General features: G+C 55.9%; 12 protein-coding genes. 3 read left to right on the top strand and 9 right to left on the bottom strand.

The genetic code is table 11. The features are described 5' to 3' along the window. The first annotated feature begins 531 nt into the window (after positions 1-531). The 3 genes from J4D97_RS11110 to J4D97_RS11100 all read left to right on the top strand — a co-directional run bounded on the left by J4D97_RS11110 (position 532) and on the right by J4D97_RS11100 (position 6,570). Positions 532-4,716: a T9SS type A sorting domain-containing protein gene (locus J4D97_RS11110; protein ID WP_208307642.1), complete on the top strand. Its 4,185-nt coding sequence runs from the start codon at positions 532-534 to the stop codon at positions 4,714-4,716. Positions 4,717-4,998: 282 nt separating this feature from the next. Beyond that, positions 4,999-5,967, top strand: coding sequence for an NAD(P)/FAD-dependent oxidoreductase (locus tag J4D97_RS11105; protein WP_208307641.1), 969 nt, complete (start codon positions 4,999-5,001; stop codon positions 5,965-5,967). Between the two features lie 72 nt (positions 5,968-6,039). Further along, positions 6,040-6,570, top strand: coding sequence for a hypothetical protein (locus J4D97_RS11100; RefSeq protein WP_185282111.1), 531 nt, complete (start codon positions 6,040-6,042; stop codon positions 6,568-6,570). A gap of 87 nt (positions 6,571-6,657) precedes the next feature. Here J4D97_RS11100 and J4D97_RS11095 read toward each other — a convergent pair whose 3' ends face one another. The 9 genes from J4D97_RS11095 to J4D97_RS11055 form a co-directional block, all read right to left on the bottom strand. Then, positions 6,658-7,602 (bottom strand): N-acetylornithine carbamoyltransferase, encoded by a 945-nt coding sequence (locus tag J4D97_RS11095; protein WP_208307640.1) that lies wholly within the window; start codon positions 7,600-7,602, stop codon positions 6,658-6,660. Positions 7,603-7,655: 53 nt separating this feature from the next. Then, on the bottom strand, positions 7,656-8,402 hold the full coding sequence (locus J4D97_RS11090) for an alpha/beta fold hydrolase (RefSeq protein ID WP_208307639.1): 747 nt from the start codon (positions 8,400-8,402) through the stop codon (positions 7,656-7,658). An 83-nt stretch (positions 8,403-8,485) separates the two neighbouring features. Further along, positions 8,486-9,091, bottom strand: coding sequence for a TlpA family protein disulfide reductase (locus tag J4D97_RS11085; RefSeq protein WP_243900264.1), 606 nt, complete (start codon positions 9,089-9,091; stop codon positions 8,486-8,488). A gap of 23 nt (positions 9,092-9,114) precedes the next feature. Continuing rightward, positions 9,115-10,044, bottom strand: a complete 930-nt coding sequence (locus J4D97_RS11080; RefSeq protein WP_208307638.1) for a hydrogen peroxide-inducible genes activator — start codon at positions 10,042-10,044, stop codon at positions 9,115-9,117. Positions 10,045-10,197: 153 nt separating this feature from the next. Beyond that, a complete protein-coding gene (locus J4D97_RS11075) occupies positions 10,198-11,535 on the bottom strand; it encodes a family 1 glycosylhydrolase (RefSeq protein WP_208307637.1) in 1,338 nt (445 codons plus the stop codon). Positions 11,536-11,639: 104 nt separating this feature from the next. Continuing rightward, positions 11,640-13,319, bottom strand: a complete 1,680-nt coding sequence (locus J4D97_RS11070; protein WP_208307636.1) for a GMC family oxidoreductase — start codon at positions 13,317-13,319, stop codon at positions 11,640-11,642. Positions 13,320-13,445: 126 nt separating this feature from the next. After that, positions 13,446-14,054: a gluconate 2-dehydrogenase subunit 3 family protein gene (locus J4D97_RS11065; protein ID WP_208307635.1), complete on the bottom strand. Its 609-nt coding sequence runs from the start codon at positions 14,052-14,054 to the stop codon at positions 13,446-13,448. A 174-nt stretch (positions 14,055-14,228) separates the two neighbouring features. Then, positions 14,229-15,101, bottom strand: a complete 873-nt coding sequence (locus tag J4D97_RS11060) for an SDR family oxidoreductase (RefSeq protein ID WP_187318709.1) — start codon at positions 15,099-15,101, stop codon at positions 14,229-14,231. Positions 15,102-15,264: 163 nt separating this feature from the next. After that, the gene (locus tag J4D97_RS11055) at positions 15,265-16,143 is read right to left on the bottom strand and encodes an SDR family oxidoreductase (protein ID WP_208307634.1); all 879 of its coding nucleotides are present in this window, start codon (positions 16,141-16,143) and stop codon (positions 15,265-15,267) included. Positions 16,144-16,217 lie beyond the last annotated feature (74 nt).

Here is a 16,217-nt window from a genome sequence, read left to right as displayed (position 1 = left end):
CTCTTCGCATCAACAGGCGAAAAGGCCCCTCTGTCTCAGAGGGGCCTTTTTTGTGCCTTCCCGAAACGGATAATCTACTAACCACTGCTTACTAGTGTCGAGCTTATGGCCGTGTTCTGAAGCAAGACGAGGTAGTTAAAGACAATCATAACGAAGAAAGATATGAGGAGTAGTAGATAACGCGTATTTTATAAATAAAACAAAAATAATTATAATAATATATTCGCTATAAGTAACCTATAAAATCTCTTTTTGAGACCGATAGAACATTGGATGTAACCTATATCTAATTGTAAAACTCCCTTTAGACTGTCTAATAGAGGATATTGGCATGAAACTTTCAATCTCAATATTAGAAAGGGATTCCATAAACGAGCAATCTACTCACCGAGTAGAGAAATGCATTTGTCGAAAAAATACCATAAAAGGTGAAGAGACAAGGTAGGTTTGCTATGGTATTCAATCGACAGTAGCTACTTGCTGAGTAATCATAACCAACTGCTTGGAAGGTCACACCACACATTCATGTATATGAAAACAACTCTACACTTTGCCATTCTACTTCTTGCCTGGCTAGTACTCGGTTCGGCAGCAGCATGGGCACAAGGAGCTGCTTTCTCCTGCGACGGCACCTTTTATCAAATTCGGCAAGTAGGCACCACCTCTAGCTTATACCGAGTAGACCGTTCGGCTAGTACGTACACAACAGTGCCCGTAAACGTGCGTACGGTAAATGGTACGCCCACCAATGACATGGGGGTCCTACTCAACGGCTTAGCATACAACTCCCAGGATGGCTACATGTACGCGCTTTCTACTACCGGCAGCTCAGGCACACTGCCCACGAGTATAAGTATGTATAAAATTGGGCAAGGCGGCATTGTAAACATGGGTGTTATATCCGGGATGCCAAACATTCAGGTAGCCGCTGGTACAATTGATAAAAACGGCCGCTACTATGTAAGCAGCCAAAACTCGGCTGGTACGGCGAACTACAATTTATATCGCTACGATCTGAACTCCGCTACGCCGTTAGTTGCCTCAGCGCTACGCCTACGCTCAGCAAATAATACTGCCGACCTGAATGTAACCTTCTATGATCTGGCGCTTAATCCTAATGATAATCTGCTCTACGGCGTATTCCAGAACGGTACGCTGTGGCGCATCGATCCTTATACCAACGCGAGTACTGGTCAGGCACTTGTAACGGTAATTAGAGGAACATCAATCAATACGCAGGCCGTGGGTACGTCCTTCTTTGACGTGGCTGGTAACCTGTTTGTGTACACTAATGGTACGGTGGGTACCGCTAGCTCTGGTATTTTTTTTCAAGTTGACGTGAATACCGGAGCCTATACCCAACTCAGTACTATTGACCCGGCTAGCGTGAGTGATGGGGCCAGTTGCATTAACCCTTCTTATTATTTGGATGTAGTGAAGAGCGTTACCAACGTTGTGCGGAACAGCGCAACCAGCTATACGGTTTCCTTTCAGTTCAAAGTGAAAAACACGGGTACCCAAACACTTGATAAAGTGCAGGTGTCTGACTTTTTGTGGAGTGGTAATGCGAGTACTACGCAAGTAGGCTCTACCTTTTCTGGTGCTGACGCTACGCGTGCGCAAAGCGTTACGGTGAACAGCCTGAGCGTAACAAACGATGGCTCTGCTACACTAGCTGCCAATACGACAACCAGCTATACAGGAGTGTCTAACACGACTACTCCTATTCGAGCAGGGTTGCTTACGGGAACACAAAGTCTAACGGCTGGTCAAAGCGCTACGATTAATCTGACAGTGACAGTAGGGTATGCTGCCACAACCAACGTACCAACTACCCCGGTTGATAATCAAGCCTATGCTTCGGCACTTGGTGGTGCTACCAGTGCCAACGGGGGATACAAACTAAGCGCACAGGGTAACCTCGTTTCGCCTACAAACGGCAACTTGCAAGCCACAGATGCCTCTACGGATAGCGGAGCATTGCCCGCCAACCCCAACGAAGATAGTCCTACTCCTAGTCCGATTTATTTCCAGACGGCCATTCTGGGCAATGTATTTGAAGACGTAAACTATGGTGGTGGTAGTGGCCGCTCGCAAGCAACAAGCAATGGATTGGGCGTGACTGGTGCTCGGGTAGAACTGTTTTCCGTATCTACTACTAATAATGTCGATACCTATACCTATCTGCAGGCTACTACTTCGGATGCGAACGGTAATTACACTTTCACGACAACGAACGGCACTACCGCATTAGCAGCCAATACTACATACGCTGTTCGGGTAGTGAATAACACGGTGGTTAGCAACCGTAGCGGTGGTAGCACGAGTGGTCTGGTATCCGTACAAACGTACCGCACCGATGTTTCTACAGCAACTACTACGCCCGTAACTGATCGGGTAGGAGGCGAAGTGCCTAATAAGGTAGACTACGGCAATACCACAACAACAACGCTACCTGTAGCAAGTACTACCCAGGCAATACAGTCGATAACAAAGGTATTGACCCCAACAGCAGGGCCAAGGTTAGGGGTAGACTTCGGCTATAACTTCGATACGGTTGTAAATACCAACAATACCGGCCAGGGCTCATTGCGGCAGTTTATTGTGAATAGCAACGCATTGGGCGGTGAAGGTCAATTAGTGCAGGCCGGCTCGAATGCCGCCGGTGCGCTGCCTGCGGGCAAGGAAACGAGCATTTTTATGATTCCCAGTGGCGCCACTACCAGCGTGCCCGCTGGACAGCGAAGTGATTTAACCTCCGGTTTGGTAAATGGAGTGGCCGTTATTACGCCGGCAACGGCGCTGCCAGCCATCACGGGTCCCAATACTCGCCTCGACGGCACCACGCAGACCTACAACGTGGGCAACACGAATACGGCCACGCTAGGAACTAGCGGCACGGTAGGTACTATGGCTACTACGTTCAGTCGCGTAGATGCTCCCGAAGTGGAAATCAAGGTAAGCACATCACTGGCGGGCTTGTCTATCACCGCCTCCGACGTAGACATGACAGGCCTGGCACTCTATGGATCCAATGGTAATGCACTCACGATTAGCGGTAGTAATGCTAATATCAGCAACAACGTTTTAGGCGTGACTGCTCGTGCTACAACAGACCTTGGCACCACAGCGCGTACAACAGGCTCGCAAATAAGCATTACCGGAGGCAACGGCACAACGATCAACAACAACCTGGTTCTTTACGCTGGGCAATCGGGCATTGTAGTGGGTAGCGGTGCTACCACGGTGACTATTACTAGTAATGAAGTAAGTACTAATGGGCGGACCAGTGTAGCAGCAGATGGCATCACCATTCTAGGCAGCGGCGCTATCGTAACCAGTAATCTTATTTCGAGTAATGCCGGCAATGGAATTGACATGGTCAGCAGTGCTGGCGCTGTTACAATCGTTAGCAATACTATCTCGGGTAATGGGGTTGGGCTCACCAACACAGCGCCAACTGAAACGGCGGGTGTACGCGTAGGGGGTTCTGCTAACCGATTAGTAAATAATATTTTGAATGCAAACTATGGTGCGGGTATCATGGTGGCTAGCGATGCCGCCAACACCATCATCAGCCAAAATTCCACTTTGAATAATGGCACCATAACGGCAGCCAACGGGAATGCTGCTACCGGGCAGCTTGGGATTGATTTGCTGAAATCTACGGATGATGCTGGTAGGGGCACCAGTGCTTATGCTTCTCTGAATGCCACTGGCAAAACGGCGAGCAGTGGCGCCAACGGGTTGTTAAACTTTCCGGTTATCATGAAAGCTGTTGTAACAAACACAACGAATGGATTCTTACAGGTTACGGGCTTTGCGCCAGCTGGTAGCACAATTGAATTCTTCTTGGCTGACCGTACGAGCACCGCTTTTGGGCAGGGAAAAACGTACCTGTTCTCGGCATTGGAGGGTGGTACGCTTACTAGCGTTACCGATAGCAATGGAGATACAGGAAGCTACAGCGGCGTCATTAATGGTCTGGATCAGGGTAGCGAGACGAATGCAACTCGCTTCACGTTCAGTCTGCCACTTAGCAGCCTTACGACTGAGCAACGAACCGCCGTCATAAACGCTAGCGCACGCCTGACGGCAACAGCCACCGCGAGTGGTCTCATCACCTCCGAATTTTCGGGCAATGTTCTGATACAGCAAAATACGCCGCTGCCGGTTGAGCTGGTAGCCTTCGCGGTGCAGGCAGTGCAGCAGAACGCAGTGCTGAGCTGGAGCACGGCCTCGGAGAAGAACAATGCCTACTTCGTAGTAGAGCGCTCCTTCGATGGCTTTACCTTCACGGCGGTAGGCCGGGTGGCCGGTCAGGGTAGCACCAGCCAGGCACACGTATATGGGCTGGTAGATGCTAAGGTACCACACACCGGCACGGTATACTACCGCCTGCGCCAGGTAGACCACGACGGCACGGAGTCGCTGTCGCCGGTACGCACGGTGGTGTTCACGGGTGAGGTAGTGGCGCAAGCCCCAACGCTGTATCCCAACCCAACCACCACGCGCACCACGCTGGACCTACGCGGTCTGGCAACTGGTAGCTACCAAGTAAGCGTGGTAGACATGGCTGGCCGTACGGTGGCTAGCTACTCGGTAAGCGGTGGCTTGGAGTCGTCGCTGGACGTGCAGCAACTGCCCGTGGGTACGTACGTGGTGCTGGTGCAAGGCACCAACGAGCGCCACGTGCTGCGCCTCGTGAAGCAATAAGCCCTGCGGCAAACGCTTCGCGCAAGCAAACAAAAAGCCTCTCCGGTGGGAGAGGCTTTTTGTTTTATGTCAATCAGGTTCTTATTTGAAGCAGCAGGAATAGTGATAAAAATAAGAACCAGGAAACTGTCCTGTGCAGAGAGCTAAAAACCAATTGCCCGAAACTTCGGTACAAAAGGCTCTTTCTATCTGAAAGCACCATTTCTGCGTGTTGTCAGCTTTCCCGCAGGTAGGCCTGCACCACACCGGTATTGGCTGTTGCGCTGCTCTTTTATTTGTTTCATGAAGCCAACCATTGCCACCGTACGCCCCGCCCACAAGCTGCTGACTTCCACTGACTATGACGTGGTAATTGTGGGCGCTGGCAGCGCCGGTTTGAGCGCGGCGCTGATACTAGGACGTAGTATGCGCCGCGTGCTGGTGTGCGATGCCGGTGCCCCACGCAACGTCACCTCGCCCGCCGTGCAGGGCTTCTTCACCCGCGACTGCACCGCCCCCGAGGAGTTATTGCGCATTGGCCGCAGCCAGCTCACGCCCTACGAATCGGTGGAAGTGCGCGAGCTGCGCGTAACATCTATCACGAAAGAGAACGGCCATTTTCGGGTGGAGGCCGATACCGAGTCCAACCGCACTACCGTGGTAACAGCGCGCAAAGTGATACTGGCAACGGGGGTAGAAGACGAGTTGCCACCCCTGGATGGTATGCGCGAGTTCTGGGGTAGGGGGGTATTACACTGCCCCTACTGCCACGGCTGGGAGGTGCGTAATCAACCGCTGGCCGTCTACGGCCGCGGCAAAACCGTAACGGGACTGGCCCTACTGGTCAGTCGGTGGTCGAGCCACATAACGGTGTGCACCGACGGGCCGGGCCACCTCACCAACAATGCCCGGCGCCGTTTGCGCCAGCAGGGCATTGCTGTGCGTGAAGAGTGCGTGCAACGATTGGTAGGCAACCCCGATGGGATGCTGCGTTGCGTGGAGTTTGAAACGGGCGAGCCACTAGAGTGTCATGCACTGTTTCTGCACGCGCCCCAACACCAGCGCGCCTCGTTTGCCAAGCAGCTAGGGTGCCGCTTCACGAAGAAAGGAGCCGTGTGGGTCGATAAAAAGCAGCAGACCTCCGTGACCGGCCTCTACGCTGCTGGCGACCTTACGCCCGGTCAGCAGCAGGCCATTATGGCCGCCGCCGATGGCTCCAAGGCAGGCATTGTCATCAACGAGCAGCTGACACGGGAAGAATGCCCAAAATAAGTTGAAGGAGTAGCCGAACGGCAATCTGTTTGGCGTAGTGGTTGCGTAGGTTCTGGACAAAATTCAATTCACATGAAAAAAGTCCTGTTACTCGCTACCCTCTTTTTTGGTTTGTTCGTTGTTGGCTGTAAGGAGATTGACAAGCTCCTGACCTTCTATATTGAAGACAGCCAAAACATCAAAATTGCCTCTAGCTTCCCGGTAGGAATAGCCGCGCCCTTGTCGCCAGTGGCTGTGCCTACGCAGTCGTCTTCCAAATTCAAGAACAACAATACCCGCGCCGACTTGGTGAAGGATGTAAGCCTAGATCGGCTCACGCTCACCATTGCCGACCCCAACAGCGAAAATTTCAATTTCCTGCGCAGCATTGAAATCTACATCAGCACGGGCAACGGCAACGACCAGATTCTATTAGCCTCGCTGAGCAATGTCCCGACTGGCGTGCAGAGTATCACACTCACGCCCACCAAGGCCAAACTCGACAGCTACATCAAAGCAGAAAGCTATACGCTAACCACCAAGGCTACCATTGCCAAGGCCATCACCCGCGACATCACCATCCGCGCCGACTCCCGCTTCAAAGTCACCGCCGATCCGCTGTAAGGTGAAACAGTGAGTTTGTGAAGTGGTGAATACTATTACGCCTGTCATGCTGAGCATATAGCGTAATAGTATTCACCACTTCATTACTTATTTCAACAACTCGTGCAGTACGGTTTGCATGGAGAAGACGCGGTTACCGGCTTCCTGAATCACCAGGGAGTTAGGTGAGTCTAGGATGGCGTCGGATACTTCTACGTTGCGGCGCACGGGGAGGCAGTGCAGGAATTTAGCGTCGTTGGTACCCGTCATGTGCTCGGGCGTAAGCATCCAGCTGGGGTCGTTGCTGATGACCTGGCCGTAATCCTTATAGCTGCTCCAGTTTTTGGCCTGCACAAAATCGGCACCCTCCAGAGCTTTCTTTTGGTCGTACTCGATGCGGGCGCCTTTCGTGAACTTTGGGTCCAGCTCGTAGCCCTCGGGGTGGGTAATCACGAAATCCACCCAGTCCACTTCCGAAAACCAGTCGGCAAAGGAATTGGGCACGCATTGGGGTAGGGCGCGCACGTGCGGTGCCCAAGTCAGCACCACTTTCACGCGCTCTTTCTGCTTGTGCTCGGCCACCGTAATCAGGTCGGCAAACGACTGCAACGGGTGCAGCGTAGCGCTTTCGAGACTCACTACGGGCACTGTGGCGTATTGCATAATCTTCTTGAACACCACCTCGTTGTAGTCTTCCTCGCGGTCCTTCAGGGTAGGAAAAGTGCGCACGCCCAGCACATCGCAATACTGACTCATCACGGCAATGGCTTCCTTGATATGCTCCTGCGTTCCGCCATTCATCACGGCACCATCGGCCATTTCCAAGGTCCACGAATCGGCGCCGGCGTTGAGCACCCAGGCTTGCGCGCCCAGGTTGTAGGCGGCTTTCACACTGCTCAGGCGCGTGCGCAGGCTAGGATTAAAAAAAATCAGCCCCACGGTCTTGTTCTTACCGATCTGCTGGTAACCGTATGGGTTTTGCTTGATTTCGAGCGCCTTAGCGAGGAGGGCTTTGTAGTCGCCCGCATCGGCGAAGGAGGTGAAGTTCTGCATGAGGGAAGCGTTGGGGGTAGGGAAGTACAGACGACACGTTCTCACGTCGTCGTCTACCGCAAAGGTAGGCGCGAAATGAAATCATGCAGGAGCGCGGCTACCTCCTCGGGGGCATCGTAGGGTAGGAGGTGGCCGGCCCCGCCAATGATTTCCAGCGGCGTATCGTCGGGTAGTAGGGGTAGGGTTTCCAGGCCGTGCACTGAGGGCGACATAATCTGGTCCTGGTCGCCAGCCAGGATAGCACAAGGTACCTGTATATCGCACAGGCGAGCCGCAATGTTTTCGCGGCTGCCGTGCAGCAGCCAAGCATCCCAAGCGCCTTTGCTGCTGCGCAGGTTGTCGTTGATAATCTGCTCTTTGATAGCAGGCGGCTGCGGCCGAGTCGTGATGGTCTGGAAGGTTTTTTCGGCCTGATCGGGTTTGCCATAGGCTTTCAGGCTATCCTGGCGGTCTTGCTCCGTCATGGGTTCGGCGGTGGGCGGCGAAGGCGACAATAAGGCAACGCCCATCAGCCCTGCGGGCTGCCGCGCTGCTAGTGCCAACGCAATTTTTCCGCCCATGCTATGGCCCACCAAGACGTAACGCGTCAACTGTTTGTCGTGGATATACGCCGCCACCGAATCGGCGTAGGCATCCACAGAATAGCCTCCCGCCGGGGCGGGTGCGCCGCCAAAACCGCCCAAATCGGGCGCCAGCGAGGGATAGTTGGGGCCGAGGGCGCTGGCCACGCCCTGCCAGGCGTGGCCAGCGCCCGCCCAGTAATGGAGGTAGAGGAGGGTAGGAAAGTTGGAAGAAGCCATTGCGCAACGGTTAGCAGCCGCCTATGTGGCGGCTCCGCTTGTGTACGGCAATAGGGCAGAAAGCGCTGGCTTTTGCGATGGCACTACGGTTGAGCCAGGCCCTCCAGATAGGCCTTTACCTTCTGGGAGTCGTAATCGGCCATGCCCTCGTGGTGGAAATCCACGCGGCCGTCGGGCGTGAGCACAAAGGTGGCAGGTATGGCATCTGTCTCGAAGGGCGCGGGCAGGGGCGCGGCCGGGAAGTAGATGGGCAGCGTGAGACCTCGCCGCTGCGCAAACACTTGCGCCCGCCGCGGATTCTGATCCAATGATACCAGTGCAAAAGCTACCCGCTGCGTATCTACCCGCGCCGCCAGCGCCTGAATGCTGGGCAGCTCGGCTACGCACGGCGGGCACCAGGTAGCCCACAAATTCACGAAGACCACCTTGCCGCGCAAGGCACGTAGGTTGGTGGGGTGGCCATCAAGGGTAAGCAACGGCACATCGGGGTAGGCGGCGCCTGTAGCGGCAGTGGGTTGGGCCGGCGCCGGAGTTGATGCTTGGGGTAGGGTAGGGCGTAGCAGGCCGGTGGCCAGCAACCCGCGCTGCAAGGTGCCCACTACTGGCACACGCAGGGCCGGAATAAAGACTACGGCTGCCAGCACAAGCCACGGCAGCCAATCAACGAGAAACCGACGATAGTTTTGCATCACATTACTTTGTACAACTCACGCTACCGCCACCGAATCTTCTTCCCCGCTTGCCCAGCATGCAGGCGCGGGGGCACCTTTGCCAGCACCAGCTCGCGCAGGCTATGCAGCAAAGGTAGGCGCACAAAGCCGTGGTGCACCACCAAGCTGATTTCGCGGACCGGCTCGGGCGCCTCAAAGCGCTTCACCATGGGGTTGTCCAACTCATTCAGCACCGACAGCTCCGGCACCAGCGTGTAGCCGTGGTTGTGGCGTACCAGTTCTTTCAGGGTTTCGATGGAGCCGCTTTCGTAGGCAAACGGCTGGCTGTCGGCTACGGGCGAGGGCGAGCAGATGTTGAGCACTTGGTGGCGAAAGCAATGGCCCTGCTGCAACAGCCACAAGCCCGGCGCGTCCAAGTCAGTGGGGCTGATGGTGGCCTGCGGGTAGAGGCTATGGCCTTCGGATACGTAGCCCAGAAAGGGTTCTTCCAGGAGTGGGATTTCCCGCAACTGGCGGTCATCGAGGGGCGTTACGAGCAACCCCACGTCCAGTTGGTTTTCCTTCAGCCGCTGCATGATGTCGGCCGACTGCATTTCTTCCACCTGCACGCGCAATTGTGGGTGACGCTCTACCAGTTCTACTAGAAACAACGGCACTAGGTAGGGCGCCAGGGTAGGAATGATGCCCAGGCGCAACTCGCCTACCAACTCTCCTTTTTCCACCTGCACTGTCTCGCGCAATTGCTGGGAAATGCGCAGAATCTCGCGGGCTTTTTCTATCACCTTGCTACCTACGGCTGTGGGTACCACGCCTTTGCGGGTACGGTCAAAGAGTAGCACGCCTAACTCATCTTCCAGCTTCTGCACCTGCATGCTCAGGGTAGGCTGCGTGACACAGCACTTATCAGCAGCCAATACAAATTGCTGGTGCGCGTCGAGAGCTACAATATATTCCAACTGCTGCAACGTCATGCACAAATATAATAGCTGTCTATGCTACAGCGAGGTTGCATCAGCTAATTGAATAACAGAAGCTGCGCTAAGCTGAGGAAAGTGAGGAATCTATGAGAAGCGACTTCAATGAATCACACAGATTTCTCACTTCCTTCAAGACAATAGCAGCCTTTATACCTCTACCTTCAGTTCTGCGGGCCGCTTTGTAATCTGGAAGATTTCGCCGTGGGGCACCATTGTAATCTGACCAAACTCTTTCAGCAGCATCTTGTAGCTCTCCCCCACGGGGCGAATTTGGCGGTTGAGGTCGTAGAGGCCGCAAGGATTTACGAAACCGCGCTTTTCGGCCAGTGAAATGTCCCAATCGATCTGGTCGAGGAGGGAATACCACGTGAAGCCGACCACCGGCACGCCGTCCTGACGGATGCGGGTCACGTTCACCCACTGCTTCCAGAGCCAGCATTCGGCATCTAGGGCGTTGAAGGTGTTGGTTTCGGTGTGGAACACGGGCTTGCGGTACCGCTCGTAGTATTGCTTGGTCATGGTGTACCAGCCCAGCACGTCCTCAGCAGAGCACAGGTCGCCGTTGGGCTTGATAATCTTCTCGTTGCGGCCGTAGTAGTCGTTGCCCATGATCTGGTATCCGGGAGGTTCGCCGGCCATAAACCACTTTAGCTCCTCGCGGGTCATACCGTTGTCGAGGCAATACAGCAGCACTTCGGCATCGATGGTATGGGCGTAGAGCAAATCCAGCGACAGAAAGCGCAGCTTGTTGGTGAGGCGCGTATGGTCACTTTCCACCGCCCGCATCTCGTGAATGTACTCCGCCGATTCGCTCTGCACAATCACGCAGTCGGGGCGGTACTTGGCAATTTGATGGTTGCCCATGATGCTGGCAGCCACGCAGTGCTTCATGGCCGTCACAAACCCCTTGTCGGATTTCAATTGTTCGTTCCAGATGCCGTCTTTAGCACTGGCGCGGGCCGTCACGTAAATTTCGTTGACGGGCGTATAGAAACGCACCCAGGGGTAGCGCTGGGCCACGGCGCCGCAGTACTCGGCAAAGTGCACCGGCAGCTCAGGGTTCTGAAAGTTCTCCAACCAGTCGGGCACGCCAAAGTGCATCAGGTCCAGAATAGGCGTGATGCCCAGGCGTTTGATTTCGGCCATAGCAGCATCCGCAAACTCCCAGTCGTACTTGCCCGGTGCCTTCTGAATTTTGTAGTAAGGCAGATTGTAGCGCAGCACGTTCAGCCCCATCTCCTTCACCAGGCCCAGGTCTTCCTTATAGCGGTTGTAGTGGTCGGTTTCCTCAAGCAGGTCGCGGCGGGTTTTGCCGTGGTCGATGGTAGGGTAGGAGCACTCAATGCCCGTCGCAAACATGAAGTTGCGGGGTGATTTGGTAGGCAGACCGCTTCCGTCGCGGCCATCTGCGCCCCCAAATTGGTCGCCTTCGTACGTGCCGTTGCCGAATTTCTTTTTGATGTGTTTTAAAAAGTCCTGTGCCATGAAGGGTAGGACGCTTTGCGGGCGTCCATCGTTGAAAGATTGAACGGTGAGTAGGCGAGGCCGTTCAACGCAAACGTTCAACGACAGGCGCGTGCAACGCGCCCTTACCGGGCTTTCTCCAAAAACTTATCGGCTGTGCGCAGACTCAACGCCATAATCGTCAGCGCCGGATTGACGCTCAAGGCGCTCGGAAATACAGAGTTATCACAGATGTATAGGTTCGGCACGTCGAAGGCACGACCGTTGGCGTCTACTACCGCGTCGTCGCCGCTGTGGCCCATGCGCGCTGTGCCGATGGTGTGGGCATAGCGCGGAAACGCCCAGATATCGGTGGCGCCGGCCGCTTCCCAGATCTGGCGCATAATGTTCTCGGCGTGGGCCGTCATGCGCTTTTCGTTTTCCTGGGCCGTGAAGTGAATGCGGGGTTTGGCCACACCGCGGGCGTCTTTTTCCTCGGCCAGCTCCAAGTAGTTGCTGTCGTGGGGTAGGCAGTCGCCCAATATGTTGATGCCGGCAATGTGGTTGTAGTTGCGCATGTAGTCGCGGCCTGCCTGGCCCCAGAGCTTGCGCGCCCGCGCCGCCTGCGAAGCAAACGTAACGGGCATCACCCCAATGCTTTGCAGTAAGTAGCCGCCCACAAAATCAGCGTCCTTGGGGCGGTGCGTATCCTCCGAAATCAGCGCGCCCGGAATGCCCTTGTAAGGCCGTACATCCTCGGGGAAAGTGCCCCACACCTGCACGCCTGTATGCGCCGTGAAGTTGCGCCCTACCTGGCCGCTGTTCAACGCCAACTCGTTCAGCAGCAGCAAGCGAGGCGTTTCGATAGCGCCCGCGCACAAAAACAGATTGCGGCACTTTTGGCGCAGTGTGATGCCGTTTTGCTCATACACCACGCCCGTGATGGCGCCACTAGCATCGCGCTCAATCTCCGTAACGTAGCTGTTAGGCCGAATATCGGCGCCGTAGTTGGCAGCCAGGGGTAGGAAGGTAACGTCCATGCTAGCCTTGGCGCCGATGTTGCAGCCCGCCTGGCAAAAACCCCGGTTGGTGCATGCCTCGCGCCAGCCAATGCCCTCTTGATAGTACCGCGCCGACAACGCCGCATTAGCCGCCGGAGAGGTCTTGATGCCCAGCTGCTCGCAGCCGCGCTGCATCAGTTGTGCAGCCCCGTTCAGGGGTAGGGGAGCCAGGGGGTAGCTGTGCTTACGGGTAGGGCCCCAGGGGTAGTTCTTGGGGCCAGAGATGCCCAAAAACTGCTCCAGCTCGTCGTAATACGCCTCCAGGTCTTCGTAGCCGATGGGCCAGTCCTTGCCCACGCCAAAGTCGCGTTGCAGGCGGAAGTCGTCGTCCTGGGCGCGGGGGGTGTAGGCGGTGTAGTGCAGGGTAGAGCCGCCTACCCCAATGCCGGAGTTGTTGCGACCAAAGGCAATCGGGTCCTCGCCGGCCGACAGCCGCTCATCGTTCCAAAACAAGAACGCTTGTGCTTTCTCGTCGGTGGCGAAATCCTTACGTGGGTCGTGCCAGGGGCCGGCTTCTAGGGCCACTACCTTCAGGCCGGCCATAGCCAGGCGGGCCAACAGAGGCGCGCCGCCCGCGCCGGTACCAATCACCACGCAATCCACTACCTCGTCGGGGTCGGGGAGGGGGGCGGGTTGTTCCAGCGGGTCGCGGCTGGGGTCAGCCTGCAAGTCGTTTTCTTCGATTATTTCTTTGAGAAGCGGATCCTGAATCTCGGGTTGGAGGGGATTCAAAACGCCTTCTTCAGCTACTTCTTCCTCAGGCATAAAGGGAAAGGTGAAAGTGTGAGTCGTGAATTTGTGAATAGTGAGAGCAAGCTGTGGGTAAGTTGCTGATAGGGATTGCGTGCGTCAGCATGACGATAGGCAATCCTACCTTCACAACTTCACCTTTTACAACTTCACCTGTTCTTCCGGCTCGCGGGGGTCTAATTCGTTGAGTTGGAGGTGGTGCCAGCCGGGTACATCGGCCATGCCGACGTAGCCGATTTCTTCCTGCGCCAAGGGGTGGGCGTAGTAGTTCTCGGTGAGTTCAGCTAGCAGTTCCTCGAAAAAGCGAACCCCAGACATTTCCTGCCACACGTCGCCGGGCGCGGTGCCTTGCTGCACCGCCGAAAGCACTTGGTCTTTCTGCTCGTCGCTGAGCGACAGAAACTTCTGCCCGAACATGGTTTCGGCGCTGTCGCGGATGCCGCCCAGGCCCATGCGGTAGGCTTCGCGGTCGGGGGGTAGGGCGTCGTAGCGCCAGCCGTCGGAGCCGCCTTCCAGCAGGCGCTTATCTACGGCCGGAGCCAGCTCAATGGGGTTGTCGGGGCGGTCGGGCTGCGGAAACAGGCGGGCCGCCACGGCGCGCAGCAGCTCGTAGGTGGCACCATCGAGGTACTGCGGCTCGTACACGGGCGCATCGAGGCGGGCTTGCAGCGCGTCGCGGGTAGCATCGGTCACGAGGTCGGTAGCCAGCAGCGCCCGTACGGTGCCTTCTGGGTAATGAGGAGAGGCCATAAGGAGGAGAAATGCGGCACCAATCAGTGTACCGACAGTTAACATCAGTTTCTACGGAGAAATACAAAACAGGGTGCCTGTTTCAAGCTAAACCGTAGAATTTATATGCATCAAACAAACAGCCCAGAGCATTTGCCCTGGGCTGCGGGGTGCTTCTGCGAAAAAGACAATTTCTTACTCGTCGCTGCTGGTCTTGCCGCCCGTTACGGGAATGAAGGCGCCCGTCATGAAGGAGCCGTCTTGTGAGGCCAGCAGTACGTAGGCGCCTACCAGTTCCTCGGGTTGGCCGGGGCGCTGCAAGGCTACCTCGTGGCCGTACTTGTCGATTTCAGAAGCAGGCATGGTGCCGGGGATGTTGGGTGTCCAGATGGGGCCGGGCAGCACGGCATTCACCCGAATACCCTTCTCGCCCAAGCTCAGCGCCAGCGACTTGGTGAAGGCGTGAATAGCGCCCTTCGACGAAGCGTAGTCGATGAGAATCTTGTTGCCGGTTTGGCCCACAATGCTACCCGTGTTGATGATGCAGTCGCCTTTTTGCAGGTGCGGCACGGCGGCCTGGGCCATAAAAATGTAGCCCATGATGTTGGTTTCAAAGGTGCGCCGGATTTGCTCCACCGGAATGTCCTCGAACTTCTCCTGCGACATCTGATAGGCGGCGTTGTTCACCAAAACGTTCAGGCCGCCCAACTCGTCGCGGGTGCGGCGCACGGCCGAAAGGCAGTTTTCGGGCTCGCGCACGTCGTATTTCAGCACCAGGCAGCGGCGGCCCGTGCCTTCCACCATCGACTTGGTTTTCTCGGCGTCTTCGTCGTTTTCGTTGTAAAGGATGGCCACATCGGCACCTTCCATGGCAAAGCCCAGGGCCACGGCCCGGCCAATGCCGGAGTCGGCGCCGGTGATGAGGGCTACTTTACCCTCTAGCTTGCCGGCTGGCTTGTAGTAGGAAAGGTCGGAGTCGGGCTGCTGCTTCATATCGGCCTGTTTGGCCGGGTAGGGCAGCTTTTCGGCTTTCATATCGTCCGAGGTAGGGCGAAATTCAGTGCTCATAGGAGTTTAGGTTAAGGTAGGAAGGGTTGGTGAGTAGGAATACGCAAAAGCACGGCGGTTGGCGGAAGCTGCGCCCAGAAAAAAGCTTCCGACCGGCACGGCCGGCGGAAGCTTTTGGGAAGGCCGTTATGGGCACCGCGCCTCGCGCAGAGACGCGGCAAACTCAGCCGCCTTTGGGCATGCCGCCCGTTACTTCCAGCAGGCTACCCGTGGAGTAGCTACCGTCAGTCGAAGCGAAATACACGTAGGCCGGAGCCAGCTCTTCGGGCTGACCGGGGCGGCCCAGCATGGTAGCGTCGCCGAAGGTTTTCAAGTCTTCTTTCAACATGCCACCAGGAATGAAGGGCGTCCAAATAGGGCCAGGCAGCACAGCGTTTACCCGGATTTTCTTGTCGCCCAGGTACTGCGCCAGGCTCTTGGTGAAAGTATGAATAGCGCCTTTGGTAGAGGCGTAGTCGATCTGGTGCTTGTTGCCTACCAGGCCTACAATGCTACCCGTGTTGATGATGGAATCACCTTCCTTCAGGAACGGAATGGCCGCCTGGGCCATAAAGAAGTAGCCCTTGATGTTGGTGTCGAAGGTGATGTGGATGTTCTCCTCTGGTATCGTCTCGAAGTTTTCGTAGCCCATCTGGTAGGCGGCGTTGTTTACCAGAATGTTGAAGCCGCCCAGCTCGGCGTGGGTGCGGCGCACGGCGTCGCGGCAGGCTTCTGCTGAGCGCACATCGCACTGAATCGACAAAAACTTGCGGCCCTGAGCGCGTACGGCCTGGCCTACTACTTCAGCGTCTTCGGCGTTGGTGTGATAAATAACGGCTACGTCGGCGCCTTCCATGGCAAACGCCAGCGCTACGGCCCGACCAATGCCGGAGTCGCCGCCCGTAATGAGAGCCACTTTGCCGGCCAGTTTATTGGCCGGGTTGTAGCTCGACATATTCCAGTCGGGCTTCACATCCATGCCCTCTTCGCTGGTGGGGTAGGAGGTAGGTTTGGGGTCAATTTCGCTATTGGTAGGACGAGGTTCGTTGGGGTCAGTGCTCATGGTCAGAATAGTTTAGGTTGGTAAGGGATACGCAGGGTAGGGCGGAAGGTCAGGGGTAGGCCAAAAAGTTGTTG

This window comes from Hymenobacter defluvii, assembly GCF_017589435.1.
GTDB lineage: Bacteria > Bacteroidota > Bacteroidia > Cytophagales > Hymenobacteraceae > Hymenobacter > Hymenobacter profundi.
This window is presented reverse-complemented; position numbering and strand designations above follow the sequence as displayed.

Bases quoted from the DNA above. Each gene is read 5' to 3' on its own strand.
- J4D97_RS11075 (WP_208307637.1), bottom strand. From the start codon at position 11,535: ATGGCACAGGACTTTTTAAAACACATCAAAAAGAAATTCGGCAACGGC.
- J4D97_RS11095 (WP_208307640.1), bottom strand. From the start codon at position 7,602: ATGCAGAACTTCACCTCCTTCGCCGATGCGGGCGACTACAAAGCCCTC.
- J4D97_RS11090 (WP_208307639.1), bottom strand. From the start codon at position 8,402: ATGGCTTCTTCCAACTTTCCTACCCTCCTCTACCTCCATTACTGGGCG.
- J4D97_RS11105 (WP_208307641.1), top strand. From the start codon at position 4,999: ATGAAGCCAACCATTGCCACCGTACGCCCCGCCCACAAGCTGCTGACT.
- J4D97_RS11055 (WP_208307634.1), bottom strand. From the start codon at position 16,143: ATGAGCACTGACCCCAACGAACCTCGTCCTACCAATAGCGAAATTGAC.
- J4D97_RS11070 (WP_208307636.1), bottom strand. From the start codon at position 13,319: ATGCCTGAGGAAGAAGTAGCTGAAGAAGGCGTTTTGAATCCCCTCCAA.
- J4D97_RS11085 (WP_243900264.1), bottom strand. From the start codon at position 9,091: ATGCAAAACTATCGTCGGTTTCTCGTTGATTGGCTGCCGTGGCTTGTG.
- J4D97_RS11060 (WP_187318709.1), bottom strand. From the start codon at position 15,101: ATGAGCACTGAATTTCGCCCTACCTCGGACGATATGAAAGCCGAAAAG.
- J4D97_RS11110 (WP_208307642.1), top strand. From the start codon at position 532: ATGAAAACAACTCTACACTTTGCCATTCTACTTCTTGCCTGGCTAGTA.
- J4D97_RS11065 (WP_208307635.1), bottom strand. From the start codon at position 14,054: ATGGCCTCTCCTCATTACCCAGAAGGCACCGTACGGGCGCTGCTGGCT.
- J4D97_RS11100 (WP_185282111.1), top strand. From the start codon at position 6,040: ATGAAAAAAGTCCTGTTACTCGCTACCCTCTTTTTTGGTTTGTTCGTT.
- J4D97_RS11080 (WP_208307638.1), bottom strand. From the start codon at position 10,044: ATGACGTTGCAGCAGTTGGAATATATTGTAGCTCTCGACGCGCACCAG.